Origin of the sequence: Rhodoferax sp. (genome assembly GCF_010365055.1) — a bacterium.
Lineage (GTDB): Bacteria > Pseudomonadota > Gammaproteobacteria > Burkholderiales > Burkholderiaceae_C > Rhodoferax.
In genome coordinates this window covers 1-15016 of sequence record NZ_JAAFHA010000011.1, presented here as the reverse complement: position 1 = coordinate 15016, position 15016 = coordinate 1, and the positions used below count along the sequence as shown (strand labels likewise).

At 57.5% G+C, this 15016-nt stretch carries 12 protein-coding genes; 4 read left to right on the top strand and 8 right to left on the bottom strand.

Annotated elements, in window-relative coordinates; genetic code table 11:
* Window positions 1-125 precede the first annotated feature (125 nt).
* Window positions 126-563, top strand: coding sequence for a universal stress protein (locus GZ093_RS04595; protein ID WP_296482731.1), 438 nt, complete (start codon window positions 126-128; stop codon window positions 561-563).
* Between the two features lie 50 nt (window positions 564-613).
* On the opposite strand, the gene GZ093_RS04590 is transcribed toward GZ093_RS04595, so the two are convergent.
* The 7 genes from GZ093_RS04590 to ppsA form a co-directional block, all read right to left on the bottom strand.
* Window positions 614-3523: an adenosylcobalamin-dependent ribonucleoside-diphosphate reductase gene (locus GZ093_RS04590; protein WP_296482728.1), complete on the bottom strand. Its 2910-nt coding sequence runs from the start codon at window positions 3521-3523 to the stop codon at window positions 614-616.
* Window positions 3524-3837: 314 nt separating this feature from the next.
* Complete coding sequence (gene rplI, locus GZ093_RS04585; protein ID WP_296482726.1) at window positions 3838-4290, bottom strand: 50S ribosomal protein L9; 453 nt, start codon at window positions 4288-4290, stop codon at window positions 3838-3840.
* An 11-nt stretch (window positions 4291-4301) separates the two neighbouring features.
* Window positions 4302-4586: a 30S ribosomal protein S18 gene (rpsR, locus tag GZ093_RS04580; protein WP_011464487.1), complete on the bottom strand. Its 285-nt coding sequence runs from the start codon at window positions 4584-4586 to the stop codon at window positions 4302-4304.
* Window positions 4587-4615: 29 nt separating this feature from the next.
* Window positions 4616-4915 (bottom strand): primosomal replication protein N, encoded by a 300-nt coding sequence (priB, locus tag GZ093_RS04575; RefSeq protein WP_296482723.1) that lies wholly within the window; start codon window positions 4913-4915, stop codon window positions 4616-4618.
* A 23-nt stretch (window positions 4916-4938) separates the two neighbouring features.
* Complete coding sequence (gene rpsF / locus GZ093_RS04570; RefSeq protein ID WP_296482719.1) at window positions 4939-5304, bottom strand: 30S ribosomal protein S6; 366 nt, start codon at window positions 5302-5304, stop codon at window positions 4939-4941.
* 120 nt (window positions 5305-5424) lie between these two features.
* Window positions 5425-7734 (bottom strand): VC_2705 family sodium/solute symporter, encoded by a 2310-nt coding sequence (locus GZ093_RS04565; RefSeq protein ID WP_296482718.1) that lies wholly within the window; start codon window positions 7732-7734, stop codon window positions 5425-5427.
* A gap of 45 nt (window positions 7735-7779) precedes the next feature.
* Window positions 7780-10173, bottom strand: a complete 2394-nt coding sequence (ppsA, locus tag GZ093_RS04560) for a phosphoenolpyruvate synthase (RefSeq protein WP_296482713.1) — start codon at window positions 10171-10173, stop codon at window positions 7780-7782.
* A gap of 220 nt (window positions 10174-10393) precedes the next feature.
* Here ppsA and GZ093_RS04555 point away from each other — a divergent pair, with 220 nt between their 5' ends.
* From GZ093_RS04555 to GZ093_RS04545, 3 genes are all read left to right on the top strand, one after another.
* Entirely contained in the window at window positions 10394-11215 is an 822-nt protein-coding gene (locus GZ093_RS04555; RefSeq protein ID WP_296482710.1) for a pyruvate, water dikinase regulatory protein, read from the top strand.
* Between the two features lie 63 nt (window positions 11216-11278).
* The gene (locus GZ093_RS04550; RefSeq protein ID WP_296482707.1) at window positions 11279-12163 is read left to right on the top strand and encodes an ion transporter; all 885 of its coding nucleotides are present in this window, start codon (window positions 11279-11281) and stop codon (window positions 12161-12163) included.
* A gap of 57 nt (window positions 12164-12220) precedes the next feature.
* On the top strand, window positions 12221-13435 hold the full coding sequence (locus GZ093_RS04545; RefSeq protein WP_363260183.1) for a serine hydrolase domain-containing protein: 1215 nt from the start codon (window positions 12221-12223) through the stop codon (window positions 13433-13435).
* 192 nt (window positions 13436-13627) lie between these two features.
* Here the strand turns inward: GZ093_RS04545 and GZ093_RS04540 are convergent, their stop codons facing one another.
* Window positions 13628-14680 (bottom strand): NADP-dependent oxidoreductase, encoded by a 1053-nt coding sequence (locus GZ093_RS04540; protein WP_296482705.1) that lies wholly within the window; start codon window positions 14678-14680, stop codon window positions 13628-13630.
* Between the last annotated feature and the right edge of the window lie 336 nt (window positions 14681-15016).

Sequence of the window (15016 nt, the reverse complement as noted above, 5' to 3'; positions counted from 1 at the left end):
TAGCCTTCATTGGCTTCACCTGCCAGATTGACCAAGGGATCGTCGATCATTTGATTTCGGTCATGGTTTTCAAGGGAAGCGAATAAGACACTCGATCTCATTAATATTAATAAGGAGTTTTCACCATGTTCAAACACATACTGGTCCCAGTGGATGGTTCGCCCACCTCGCAGTTCGCGGTCGAAAAAGCGATCCAACTGGCCAAAGCCTTTGACAGCCGGGTCTCAGCCATTTTTGTCATTGATCCCTATCCATTCACGGGCGTCGGAACCGATTTTGCCTATGGCCAAGCCGAATACCTGAGCGCGGCAACGGCCGAGGCCAATGCGGCCGTCAAGGCCGCAAAGGCCGCATTCACGGAAGCGGGCATCAACGTGGAAGCTTCCGTCATTGAATCTCACAGTGCCTGGCGCGGCGTGGTGCAAGCCGCTGAGTCAATGCAGGCCGATCTGATCGTGATGGGATCCCACGGCCGCAGCGGCCTGGAAAAACTGGTGCTCGGCAGTGTGACGCAAGCGGTGCTGTCACACACCAAGCTCCCCGTATTGGTCGTGCGCGACTGAGGCCGCCAGACAGCTTGAGATGGGGCACTGCTACGCGCCCCCATCAGTCTCTAGCCGCACTGCCCCACATAGCCACACGCGGTGCAAAAATCACAACCATCCTTGTGAATAACGGTGGGATTGCCGCATTCCGGGCAGATTTTGCCTGCCATGGTGCTCGGTGCACCATGGTTTTTTGGAGCATCAAGCACGCCCATGTCACGCAGGGGAAAGCCTTCCTCGTCGAGCACGCCTAGCATGGCATAGCGGTGAATAATCAGTCTCGCAACGTACGCCACGGTGGACGGCCAGGTTTGCTGACGGCGCTCACTACGCGGCAATCCCGGCACAAACGCCATGAAGTGGCCCAGCGGTTCGGCGTAATTCAGCAGCTTGCGCAATTTCATGCCGATCCACGCTGGGTCGATCACGCGCATGTCCAGCGAGAGCAGTCGGGCCAATCCATCGAGTGCCCGGGGATAGTTGCCTGAAAAGCCGACGGCGCAAGGCCGGGTGACAATATTGCCCTCGTGATCTGGCAAGTTCACCTCCTTGAGCGTGACGGTGAAAGCCTCGCCGGTGGCCGGGTTATCCACGTCCACCGACCACGCCAATGTACCGGAGGGACCGGTCTGTGGCTCCCCCCGGCTGAACATGGCATCCATCACCGGTGTTGGCACTTTGGTATCGTGGCCGACCAAGGCCTTGAGCTGGTCGCAGCGCCAGCGAATGACGGCTGCCGTGGCGGCCACCACTCCGGGAAATAGACGGAGTTGACCGTGCGGCGGAAATGGCATCTCAAACGAATGTTCCTCGGCGACCGTGGCCAACGCGTCGAGCTTCAACTGCAACCAGGCCGGATCATTGGCGCGCAAGTCCATGGAAAGCGTCTTGGCGAGTGCGCCCAAGCCGCGCGGTTGCTCAGTGCCATTGACCCACACCTCGAAGGGTTTAGGTGCGCCGCCTTCTTCGGGGGCCAACTCACCAACGAACAAGGCAAAGTCCCCAAAAGGATGATGCACCATGAAGGTCCAAGCCGGATTGCCCGCAGGCAGCTCGGGTCGGCTCGGCCAGCGCAGGGACGACAGCACAGCAGCGGGCAGACGCTCCAATGCTAGACGTTGGTTCGCGCTGTCTATATGCAGGGCTGTCGCCGTTTCGGGCGTGGTTGTGGCACCCGACACGGGCGTCACGCTCAACACAGATCCCAAAACCGAGTTGGGTCGGTAAGTGGCAAGCCCTTTCAAGCCTGACTGCCAGGCCTCCATATAAAGATTCTGAAAATCTGCATAGGGATAGTTGGCTGGCACATTCACCGTTTTGGAAATGGCAGTATCGATGAACGGCGCCACCACAGCCACCATGGCTTCGTGGGCTTGGGCACTCATTTCAAGCGCTGTAACGAAGGCAGAGGTCAGCGGCGCATCCTGCCCATACAAATGGCGATAGAGACGCCAAGCATGGTCTTCAACCGCATACTCTTTGAAGCCGCCGTCCGCCATGCGCTTCTTGCGGGTGTAGCTCCAGCTGAACGCAGGCTCGATGCCGTTGCTGGCATTGTCCGCAAAGGCCAAGCTAATGGTTCCGGTCGGTGCAATTGAGAGCAAGTGCGAATTGCGAAGGCCGTACTTGCGAACGCGCTCCTTTACGGCGGGTGGCAAGCGCGATGCGAACCTTTGACCGGTGAGGTAGAGATCGGCATTGAACAAGGGAAAGGCCCCGCGCTCCTGCGCCAGATCGACCGAGGCATCGTAGGCGGTGTCGCGCATCAACTCAGAAATAGCGCGTGCCATGTCGCGCGCAGCTTGCGTGTCGTAGCGCAGGTTGAGCATCACCAGCGCATCGCCCAGCCCGGTATAACCCAAGCCGACCCGGCGTTTGCTGCGCGCTTCTTCCTGTTGCTGCGGCAGGGGCCAGACCGTGACGTCCAGGACGTTGTCGAGCATGCGGGTGGCGACGCGCGCCACGTCGGAAAAAGCGGCTTTGTCAAAACTGGCGGTTTTTTCGAAGGGCTGTTTGACAAACCGCGTCAGGTCAATCGACCCCAGACAACAGCAACCGTACGGCGGCAAGGGCTGCTCGGCGCAAGGATTGGTGCTGGCAATGGTTTCACAATAGGAGAGGTTGTTGTCGCGATTGATGTGGTCCAGGAAAAGAACACCCGGCTCGGCGTGGTCATAGGTCGAGCGCATGATCTGATCCCACAACTCGCGCGCCTGCAAGGTCCGGTAGACCCAAATACCGTTTTGCGGCAGTTGATGCGCCCCGGCTTCCTTTTGAGCGGCCCCCGGTTCGGCACGATGAACGAGCGTAAACGTCGCGTCTTTTTGCACCGCGAGCATGAATGCATCAGTGACACCCACCGAGATATTGAAATTCTTCAAATCACCGGTGTCCTTGGCATGGATGAACTCTTCGATGTCAGGATGATCACAGCGCAGCACGCCCATTTGTGCGCCGCGCCGGGCTCCGGCCGACTCAACCGTCTCACACGAGCGGTCAAACACGCGCATGTAGCTGACAGGCCCTGAGGCACTACTCTGCGTGCTACCAACCCAGGCGCCGCGCGGGCGGATCCGGGAAAAGTCATAACCCACGCCACCACCACGACGCATGGTTTCGGCCGCCTCGGTCAGCGCGGTATAGATGCCGGGATGGCCATCTTCGACGTGGGCGATCGAGTCGCCCACGGGCTGCACAAAACAGTTGATCAAGGTGGCCGCCAGATCGGTGCCAGCGGCGGATTGAATTCGACCAGCCGGTAAAAACCCGGTTTGCAGGGCCTGCAAAAATTTGGCTTCCCATTCCTTTTGCTGCTCTGGCGCCTCGACCTGAGCCAAAGCACGCGCAACGCGTTGATTGACCTCGAGGATGGTCTTTTCTGAACCCTTGGCGTACTTTTCAATCAGGACTTCTTCACTGATCGGCTGCGGGGCAAGGGCGTGGATTGGCTTTGCTCGAGTGGGCGTTTTTTGCGTCATTGTTTATTCCTAAAAGATCTATGGACTGCCTGATTTCCAAGGTCGTGCGCTTTTGTTAGGGGACTGCCAGGTCTGCGATCTGCGTTGGCAGGGGTGGGGTGGCTATCACATGAAAATTGGACGTTTGTTCGGGAGGAGCCTTCAGTGCCTGCCCAACAGGGTCAGGCAGTTCGAGTCAGCGTCACGCGGGTCATTCTAGCGAATCGATCGTCGGTGGCGGCGAAATAAGCGGCAACCGGCCGCGCTGAAGGCAAAAAAAAGCCCCCTGCTCACTGGCCAGAGGGCTCTTGACTCAAATGGGAGTTTGAGTTGGATTAAGCAGTTTCGCCGTAAACCGAAACCGTAATCTCTACCAGCACATCGGTGTGCAGGGCAATGCTGACTGTGCTGTCGCCGACCACCTTGATCGGGCCATTGGGCATGCGAACCTGCGCCTTGGTCACCTTGAAACCAGACTTGGTCAGTTCTTCAGCGATGTCGGCATTGGTCACAGAACCGAAGAGACGACCATCAACACCGGCCTTTTGAGTCAGCTTGCAGGTGGTGCCTGCAAGTTTCTCACCGACTGTCTGCGATTCAGCCAATTTGGCTGCGGCAGCTTTTTCGAGTTCGGCGCGCTTGGCTTCAAACTCCAGCTTCGCCGTCGCCGTCGCGCGACGAGCGCGACCAGAAGGAATCAGGAAGTTACGGGCGTAGCCGTCTTTGACGCGAACGACCTCACCAAGATTGCCAAGGTTCACAACCTTGTCGAGCAGAATAATTTGCATGATCGTGTTCCTTAAATCTTGTGCTGGTCGCTGTACGGCAGCATCGCGAGGAAACGTGCGCGTTTGATGGCAGTGTTGAGCTGACGCTGAAAAATGGCACGTGTGCCAGTCAGGCGAGCGGGAATGATCTTGCCGTTTTCGGCAATGAAATCGCGCAAGGTGTCAATATCCTTGTAATCGATCTCTTCAACGCCAGTCACGGTAAAGCGGCAAAAGCGCTTGCGCTTGAACAGCAGGTTCTGTGCTGGGCGCTTGGGGCGCTTGTCTTTGTTATTGAAACGTTTTGGTCCGGCCATGATGGACTCCTTAAATATTTATGAATTCGTTAATCTTGCTGAAACTCTTGAATGTGAAACACGACGTGCTTGCCATTGCGAGGGGTCGCCAGAAAACCGTTGAACCGCCAGACACTGCCGATGGCTTGCTTGGCAAGCCCCTCAGCCATTGCGCCAAAGGCAACCGCTTTCAGTGTCGCCTTCACTTGTCTTGTCTGCCCGGCTTCCTGAATCTCAGACTCATGATCGAGTCCGATGTTCAGCGCCGGCAATCCGGCTGGCGTGTAGCGCAGCGAATCAATTCCGGCGATACAGGCAGTCAGAACAAGGTGGTTGGCAACGTGATTCACACCCCTTTCAGGCAAAGTAGCCGTTAAGCCTGGTACTCGGCCTGTTGGGTCTTGCGCGCATCTTCACGTTCGACAGTTTTCATCATCGAAGAAGGGCCGGTGTCGGCTTTCTTGCGCAAAACTGTCAGGTGGCGCAACACGGCATCATTGAACTTGAATGCGTGTTCCAGTTCTGCCATGACCGCTTGGTCGGCTTCGATGTTGACGCAAAGGTAATGGGCTTTGGCAAGCTTGTTGATCATATAGACCAACTGACGACGGCCCCAGTCTTCAACACGGTGCACTTTGCCGCCGCCGGCTGTGATCATGCCCTTGTAACGTTCCAGCATGGCGGGAACCTGCTCGCTCTGATCCGGATGGATCATGAGAATGATTTCATAATGACGCATTGATACTCCTTATGGATGGCCCACATTGGGCAGAAAAAACCACCCTCAGCGTCTAATTGAGGTGTGGCAAGGCGAAGCCCGACATTATATGCCAAGCTCAGGCCATCGACTATAGTGCCATCAGCCTGGCGGCGAGGCATCTTGTTGAGACAGAAGACTGATCAGCACGGTTACCACAAATCCCACCAATACACCAAATACCCCGGCAGAAACAGGCTGGATGTCGAACCACAAACCGGTGCCACTCAAGCCCAGAGCGTGCCTGAGCGCGACGGCATTCACGGCCATGTAGTAAATCGTGAGCCCAAGACCTGCGATCATCCCGGCGACGGCGGCCACGCGTGTTGTGCGGCGCCAGAATATTCCCAACACCATCACCGGCACAAAGGCCGCTCCCGCCAAAGAAAAAGAAGCCGACACAAGGTAAAGAATATCTGCCGGCCGCTGAGCAGCGACATAAGCGGCGATGAGGGCGACCAGCAACAACGCAAATTTGGACAACATCACCCTTCTGACCGCCTCTGACTGACTACTCCCGCTTCGGTAGAAAAAATCATGTGCCAGCGCATTTCCGATTGTCAATAACAGGCCATCCGCGGTCGAGAGCGCAGCAGCCAGCCCACCTGCAGCCACAAGACCCGACACGACATAAGGCAAGCCACCCAACTCGGGCGTAGCCAACATCACGATATCGGCGCCCAGTTTCAGTTCGGCAAATTGGAGAATATGGTCGCCATTGACATCACTGACAGACACCAGCGTTGGGTCGACCTTGGCCCACTGGGCAATCCAAATGGGCAACGAATCAAAGTTCTGCCCGACCAGTTGGCTCATGATTTCAAATTTAACCAACACCGCCAATGCGGGGGCTGACAAATACAACAGCGCGATAAAGAAAAGTGACCAGGCAACAGAGGTCCGCGCCTCGGCCACCGTGCGGGTCGTATAGAAGCGGGTCAGCAAGTGGGGCAAGCCCGCAGTCCCCACCATCAGACAAAACATCAGTGCCAGAAAGTTGCGCCGGGACACATCAAACGCTTTCTGGTCATCGGCGCTTCCCTGCGGATCACCTGCAAACGGCTTGGCGTGCGCCGGCATGCCACCCAGGGGTTGCGCTCGCTCCAGGTTCTCCTGCATCGCGTGCGTCCAGCGCTCGCGCGCGCTGACCGCGTCCTTCGGCAGCGCAGCCAGCTCTCGCCTTGCTGCAACGACCATCGACTCATCAACCTGATGTTCATTCAAGAAACGAATTCTTTTTTTTATCGCATTTCGTTCACTTTCAAGCGAGGCCTCCACGCTTTTGAGCTTGCGCTCATAGTCTTGGGCCCGCCGGGCGAATTCATGAATTACCTGCAACTCGGCCGGCGAATTGACGAGTTGACGCTCCAATTCGGTAATCTTCTTCAATTGCTGACCGTAAACAAACGGCGCCACGGGATTGCCCAGTTGTTTGTAAGCAAGCCATGAGACCGGAATCAAAAAAGCCAGAATCAGTACAACATACTGGGTCACCTGTGTCCAGGTCACCGCCCGCATGCCACCCAAAAACGAGCACACCAGAACCCCGCCTAAACCCAACAAAATACCAATCTCAAACTGCACGCCGGTCAGTCGCGACGTAATCAAACCCACGCCATAAATTTGGGCCACCACATAGGTAAATGAACACAGTACCGCTGCAAACGCCGCAATCATGCGCGGCCAGCGGCCTCCAAAACGGGCTCCAAAGAAATCGGGAATGGTGTACAGGCCCAGTCTTCTCAAGTAAGGAGCAACCAGCAGCGCCACGAGACAGAACCCCCCCGTCCAGCCCAGCACATAAACCAGACCTCCAGGCTGCGTCTGCGTCCCCGAAAATCCCTGCAGGTAGAGCCCGCCAGCCATGCTGATGAACGAGGCCGCACTCATCCAGTCGGCGGCAACCGCCATGCCGTTATAAACAGCCGGGATGCTGCGTCCGGCAACGTAGTACTGCGATGCATCCGAGGTACGCCCGTAAATCCCAATCACCGCGTACAAGGCGACCGTGGCGAACAGGAAGATGGAGCCCACCCACATTTTCTTGAGCCCCAGCCTCTCGGCGACGGCCAGAGCCAGCAGGAACAACAGCAAGCAGGCAACGTAAGTGGCAAATCGTCGATGCAGTCGGCGCTTGTAGGCGGCATATGCGACATCGACCGTCGCAATTTCTCCGTCGCGGCGATTCGCCACCCAAGCGAACACCGCCACGATGGCGATAAAGACGAACACGCTGCCTTGTGCCGCGAACCAGTAGCCCAAGGGCCAGCCAGCGACGATTACCTGCAGGTCGTGCGCGAAGAACACCACGCCGAATGACGCGGCAAACCAGATGGCAAGAAGCCAGCCATGCAAGCGAAAACCGCCTGCCACCGCCGTGAATTCGCCCACCTCCACCGCTGGATTCAACATCGCTGCATCATGACAGCCCGGGAAGTCTCAGGCCATAGGGGTTTGCTATTGCTCGGCCAGCCTCTGCCAGGTCGCGATCACCGAGTCCGGGTTCAGGGAAATCGACGAAATGCCTTCCTTGGCCAGCCACTCGGCAAAGTCAGGGTGGTCACTGGGCCCCTGACCACAAATACCAATGTACTTGCCCTGCGCCTTGCAGGCACTGATAGCCTGGCTGATGAGAGCCGTAACAGCCGGGTCGCGTTCATCAAAGTCAGCTGCCAGCAGCTCCAGACCGGAGTCACGATCCAGCCCTAGAGTCAACTGGGTCAGATCATTTGAGCCAATCGAGAAGCCATCAAAGTATTCAAGAAACTGGCTGGCCAAGATGGCGTTGCTGGGAATCTCGCACATCATGATGATTTTCAGACCGTCTTCACCGCGCTTGAGTCCATGCGCGGCCAATAATTCAGTTACTTTTTTGGCTTGACCCAACGTGCGAACAAAAGGCACCATGACCTGAATGTTGCTCAGCCCCATCTCCTGGCGAACCCTTTTGATCGCCTCGCATTCCATGGCGAAGGCCTCACCGAAATCGGCGCTGACATAACGCACGGCACCACGAAAACCCAGCATCGGGTTCTCTTCTTCGGGTTCGTAACGGCTGCCACCGATCAGTTTTCGGTACTCATTGCTCTTGAAATCAGACAGACGCACGATGACGGGCTTGGGCCAGAACGCGGCACCGATGGTCGCAACTCCTTCGGCGACCCGGTCCACATAAAAGGCGCGTGGCGAGGCATGACCTCTGGCGACAGATTCGACCGCCTTTTTTAGATCCGCGTCAATGTTGGGGTAGTCCAGAATCGCCTTGGGATGCACACCGATGTTGTTGTTGATGATGAACTCAAGGCGCGCCAAACCGACACCTTCATTGGGCAACTGGCAAAAGTCAAACGCCAATTGCGGGTTGCCGACATTCATCATGATCTTGACGGCAATCTTGGGCATTTCGCCGCGCTGAACTTCTGATACCTCGGTTTCGAGCAAGCCATCGTAAATAAAACCGGTGTCACCCTCGGCGCAACTGACCGTCACCAGCATGCCGTCCTTGAGCACTTCGGTCGCATTGCCGCACCCCACCACCGCCGGGATACCCAGCTCGCGCGCGATGATGGCTGCATGACAAGTACGCCCACCCCGATTGGTCACAATCGCCGAGGCCCGCTTCATCACCGGCTCCCAGTTGGGATCGGTCATGTCTGTCACCAGAATATCGCCAGCCTGCACCTTGTCCATCTCGTGGAGGTTGTGCACGATGCGCACCGGGCCTGTGCCGATCTTCTGGCCAATGGCCCGTCCTTCGACGATCACGGCACTCTTGCCCTTGAGCTTGTATCGGTACTCGGCCTTGCCTGCGGCCTGACTTTTGACTGTCTCCGGCCGCGCCTGCAAAATGTAAAGTTCACCGTCCTGGCCATCCTTTCCCCATTCAATGTCCATGGGGCGGCCATAGTGTTCCTCAATCACCAACGCGTACGCAGCCAGCTTTTCAACATCGGCCTCGGTCAACGAATAACGGTTGCGCATTTCAGTGGGCACATCCGTGGTTTTGACCAGCTTGCCCCCGCTGGCCTTTTCCTCGGCAGTTGTGAACTGCATCTGGATCAATTTGGAGCCCAGACTGCGACGGATCACAGCGCGCTTGCCGGCCTTGAGCATCGGCTTGTGCACATAGAACTCATCCGGATTGACGGCGCCCTGCACCACGGTCTCGCCCAGCCCGTAGCTGGAGGTGATGAACACCACATCCTGAAAACCGGACTCGGTGTCAATGGTAAACATGACGCCCGCTGCGCCCAAGTCCGAGCGCACCATGCGCTGAATGCCTGCGCTCAAGGCGACGTGCTCGTGGGCAAATCCCTTGTGCACGCGGTAACTGATGGCACGGTCGTTGTACAAAGAAGCGAAAACTTCCTTGATTTTGTGCAGGATTTCTTCGATGCCAATGACATTCAAAAATGTTTCCTGCTGGCCGGCAAAGGAGGCATCCGGCAGATCTTCGGCCGTGGCAGAGGAACGCACCGCGAAGGTGGCTTGCGGATTGCCGGAAGTGAGCGTGACAAATGCATCGCGAATGGCCTGTTCCAGATCCGCCGGAAAGGGCTGCGCTTCCACCATGGCGCGAATCTCGGCACCCACTTGGGCCAGCGCCCGCACGTCTTCCGTATCCAGGGCACTCAAGCGGGCATTGATCCGGCCACTGAGATCCTCGTAAGCGAGAAAATCGCGAAAAGCATGGGCGGTCGTGGCAAAGCCGGTGGGCACTTTGACGCCGGTTGGTAAATTTGAAATCATTTCGCCGAGACTGGCGTTTTTGCCGCCAACCGATTCGACGTCGGTCATTCTCAGGTTCTCAAACGGAACGACCAGGGCGGTCGGAGTGAAAAGTGCAGACATGGGAAAGCTCCAGAAGTTAAAAACGGATCAATGCACAAGCCCAGGCGCTCTGGTGCGCGGGCCATGCTCATGGCAACAGCTTGACTTTGTCGTTGTTCTAATCGGTCAATGCAGCGCATGGAAGAATTGGGTTGAATTTTTGGCATTGTAGGCGGTGACTCGGCCCAAGATGCAGCTTGCCCGTGCACAATGCTCCAAGACAACTCAATCCCCGAACATCATGTCTCAACGCACTGTATTTTTCATATCCGATGGCACCGGCATCACCGCAGAAACTTTTGGTAACGCCATCCTGGCCCAGTTTGATGCCAAATTTCGTCATGTCAGACTGCCATTTACCGACTCCGTTGACAAGGCGCATCAAGCAGCCCGGGAAATCAACCATGCCCGCATCGTGGACGGCAGCAAACCGATTGTTTTCACGACGCTTGTCAATGCAGAGGTCCTCAAAGTCATTACCGACAACTGCCAGGGCATGCTGCTCGACATGTTTAGCACCTTTGTACATCCGCTTGAATCCGAACTCAATCTCAAGTCCAGCCACCGCATTGGCCGCTTCAGCGATGCCAGCAAAAGCCTGGCCTACCAATCGCGCATCGAGGCCATTAACTTCTCGCTGGCCCACGACGACGGGCAATCCAACACCGATCTGGAACAGTCCGATATCATTTTGGTCGGTGTCAGCCGCAGCGGAAAGACGCCCACCTCTCTCTACCTTGCGATGCAATACGGTCTGAAGGCCTCCAATTACCCCCTGATCCCCGAAGACTTTGAACGCCAACAGTTGCCCCCTGCCCTCAAACCGCATAAAAGCAAACTTTTTGGTCTGACGATCCAGCCCGAACGTCTGAGCGAGATACGCAACGAGCGCCGGCCGAATTCCAAATACGCATCGCTGGAAAACTGCCGCATGGAGGTGAGTGAAGCTGAAGCCATGATGCGCCGAACGGGTATCCGCTGGTTGTCAACCACCACCAAATCGATCGAAGAAATATCAACCACGATCCTGCAAGAGATCCGGCCCGAGCGGCTGGACTATTGATTTCACTCAATCAGGCCTCGCATTTCCACTCGAACCATCTGCATTCAGGGCCACTATCGCACCATGACCGACGCAACTGAGAACAATCTTGGCAAGCCGCTGACCGGCTGGCGCTTGCGGCTGTACACCATCATCTTTGAGGCCGATACGCGCGCCGGGCGCTTGTTCGACCAATGGCTGATCGCGCTCATTCTGATGAGCGTCCTGGTGGTCGTGGTGGAAAGCGTGCAGAGCGCGGACTTGAAACAGCACTTGTTCTTCTTCTGGCTGGAGTGGCTGTTCACGCTTGCTTTCACCATTGAGTACGCGGCCCGATTGGCGTGTGTACGCCACCCTTGGCGATACGTCTTCAGTTTCTACGGCGTGATTGACCTGTTGGCCCTGTTGCCCACCTATGTGGCTTTGCTGGTGCCCGAGGTTCAAGCCCTGATCGACGTGCGGGTGCTGCGTCTGCTGCGTGTGTTTCGGGTCTTCAAGTTGACCGCCTACGTGGTTGAATACCAGTCGTTGGGCCACGCCTTGAGCGCCAGCCGGCGCAAGATTCTGGTTTTCTTGTCAGCGGTCCTGATGATCGTCCTGGTCATGGGCACCCTGATGTATGTCGTCGAAGGCCCCGGCAACGGCTTCACCAACATTCCGACCTCGGTGTACTGGGCCATCACCACGATGACGACTGTCGGTTTTGGCGACATCACGCCCAAGACCGACCTGGGTCGCCTGATCTCATCGGCCATGATGCTATTGGGTTGGGGCACGCTGGCGGTGCCGACCGGCATCGTGACCGCAGAGATGACGGCACGGCGCATTACCACGACACCCACCACGCGCACCTGCCACGAATGTCTGACCGAAGGCCATCTGGCGCAAGCCAGTTTCTGTTTTCATTGCGGCGCTCAATTGCCCAGCTACCTGCGTGACGCCAGCGCCGAAGGGCGCCTGGACGGCTAGAAGTACCAACACTGACCCTGGTGCTTGGCTCTGTCGGACTCTTTTTTGGAGATCAATGTGTTTAAGAACTCTATGCCGGGCAAGACCTGGCCCCATGTGTCGCCCGATCAAGTCGGCTTGTGCCCCCAACGCAGCGCCCGGCTGATGGCGGTGCTGCAGGCCGAGGTCGATCGTCAACGCCTGCCGGGCGCTGTCGTGCTGATTGCCCGCCGCAGCAAGCTGGCCCTGTTTGAGAGTGTTGGCGCGCTGGACCCGGCCGCCCAGTCCCCCATGACGCCGGATGCCATTTTTCGCATCTACTCCATGACCAAGCCGATCGTCTCGGTGGCGGCGATGATGTTGATGGAACAGGGGAAACTGCTGCTTAATGATCCGGTGGCCAAATACCTGCCCGAATACGCCACGCAAAAAGTAGCCAGTCTGGTTGACGGCGCCGTGCAGTTGCAGGCGGTGCGACAAGCGGCCACGCTGCAGGACCTGATGCGCCACACGGCGGGCCTGACCTATGAATTCATGGGCAATGCATCGGTCCAACGGCAGTATGCGCAACTCAGAATTGGCTCGCGCGAGCGCAGCAATGCCGAGTTTTCGCACCAGCTCGCCACCCTGCCTCTGATGTTCGAGCCCGGCACGATGTGGGAATATGGCCGCGCCACCGATGTGCTGGGGCGCGTGCTGGAAGTGGTCAGCGGCCAGACGCTGGGCGCCTACTTGCACGAGCACATCTTCAAGCCGCTGGGCATGATCGACACGGGTTTCTTCGTGCCACCCGAACAGCACGCGCGCATTGCGGAACCCTTTGCCAGCGATCCCGAAGGCGGGGTACAGATGCGTTTGATCGATGTGCGCGAGCAGGCTGCGATGGAGTCCGGTGGGGGCGGCCTGGCCTCGACCGCATTGGATTTCGCGCGCTTCCTGCAGTTCATGCTGAACAAGGGAGAACTCGACGGCGTGCGCCTGTTGGGTCCCAGGACTGTTGATTTCATGACCGCAGACCATCTGGGCGATATTCCGGTGAACCGCGGTGCGTCGCGCGCGCTCTTGCCACCCGGCCATGGCTTCGGGCTGGGTGTTGCGGTGCGAAAAGAGGTGGGTATTGCGACAGTTCCGGGTTCGGTCGGCAGCTATTTCTGGGGCGGCATGGCGGGGACCACGTTCTTTGTGGACCCGGCCGAAGACCTGTTTGCCATTCTGATGCTGCAGGCGCCGAACCAGCGGGAGTACTACCGCATGCTATTCCGCGATCTGGTCTATGCGACGCTGATCGATTGAGCCAGTTATTTCTTAAAATTTATAGAAAATCAGCCTCTAGCCCAGGTGGAATAAGCGCTATACGCTATATAAAGCGTAGCGAAAATCCAAGCTAACTGTCATGCCTCGGCGACCGCCCTGAGTGATGAAACCGTTCGCCCTGAGCCTGTCGAAGGGGTGTTTCGACAAGCTCACCACGAACGGTATTGCACGTTAGTCTTGAGCGACTTGCAGCACCAGCTTGCCAAAATTCTCGCCACTGAAGAGCTTGTTGAGGGCGTCAGGAAAGGCATCGAGTCCCTTGACGACGTCTTCCTTGCTCTTCATGCGCCCGTCCTTGAGGTAGCCCGCCATCTCGGCCACCGCCAGAGGGTAGCGGTCGGCATAGTCAAACACCACAATGCCTTCCATGCGGGCGCGGTTCACCAGCAGGCTCAGGTAGTTTTTGGGACCTTGCACAGCCGTTGTGTTGTTGTACTGGCTGATGGCACCGCAGATGATGATGCGGGCGCCGCGGTTGATGCGGGTCAGCACGGTGTCCAGAATCTCGCCACCGACGTTGTCAAAGTAGATATCGACGCCCGTTGGGCAATGCTGCTTCAAACCGTCCTTGACAGCACCCGGGCCCGCCTTGTAGTCGATACAGGCATCAAAACCCAACTCCTTGACGACCCAGTCGCTTTTGGCGGGACCGCCAGCGATGCCGACCACGCGGCAGCCCTTGATCTTCGCCATCTGGCCGACCGTCTGACCGACCGCACCGGCCGCGCCGGAGACCACGACGGTTTCGCCCGCCTTGGGCTGGCCGACATCCATCAGGCCAAAGTAACCCGTCATGCCTGGCATGCCCAGCACGTTTAGCCACTGTGTCAGCGTGCCCATGCCCAAGTCAATCTTGACCAGGCCGCTGCGTTTGAAGTCCGCTGGGCCCAGCGTCAGGTACTCCTGCACGCCGAAGCCGGCGGACACGTAATCACCGACTGCGAATTCTGGGTTGTTGGACGAGATCACTTTACCCACGCCACCGGCGCGCATCACCTCACCAAGGGCCACGGGCGGGATATAGCTTTTGCCTTCGTTCATCCAGCCGCGCATCGCGGGGTCGAGCGAGAGCGCCAGTGTTTTGAGCAGCACGCCGCCCTCGACCGGCTGCGCCACCGCTTCGGTGGTGCTTTCCCAGTTGGCGCGGGTCGGCAGGCCGACGGGGCGCGCGGCCAGACGAATCTGATGGTTGCTCAGCGCTGGCAATAGTGTGGACGTTGACATGGAAAACTCCGCAATGATAAAAGTCGCCGATGCTAGCCTGGCGCTCAAACTGCTGGGGTAGCGAAAGCGACAGGCAAGATAAAAAGGTGCGCATTGAGTCAATTGGGAACGTGCTGCAGCTCCAGCAATCCGCCTTTTGCGTCTTCGTGGATATTGATCCAGGACAAACTGATAATTTATATCGTGGTGCAAAATTTCGCCAGACGGAATAATGCAGACCGCAAAGTCGCTCTTTTGCATTGCCGCAATTTGAAAGGCCAACGATGTTTCAGGTACGAATTCACGGACGTGGGGGGCAAGGGGTCGTGACCGGCGCAGAAATGCTCTCTATTGCAG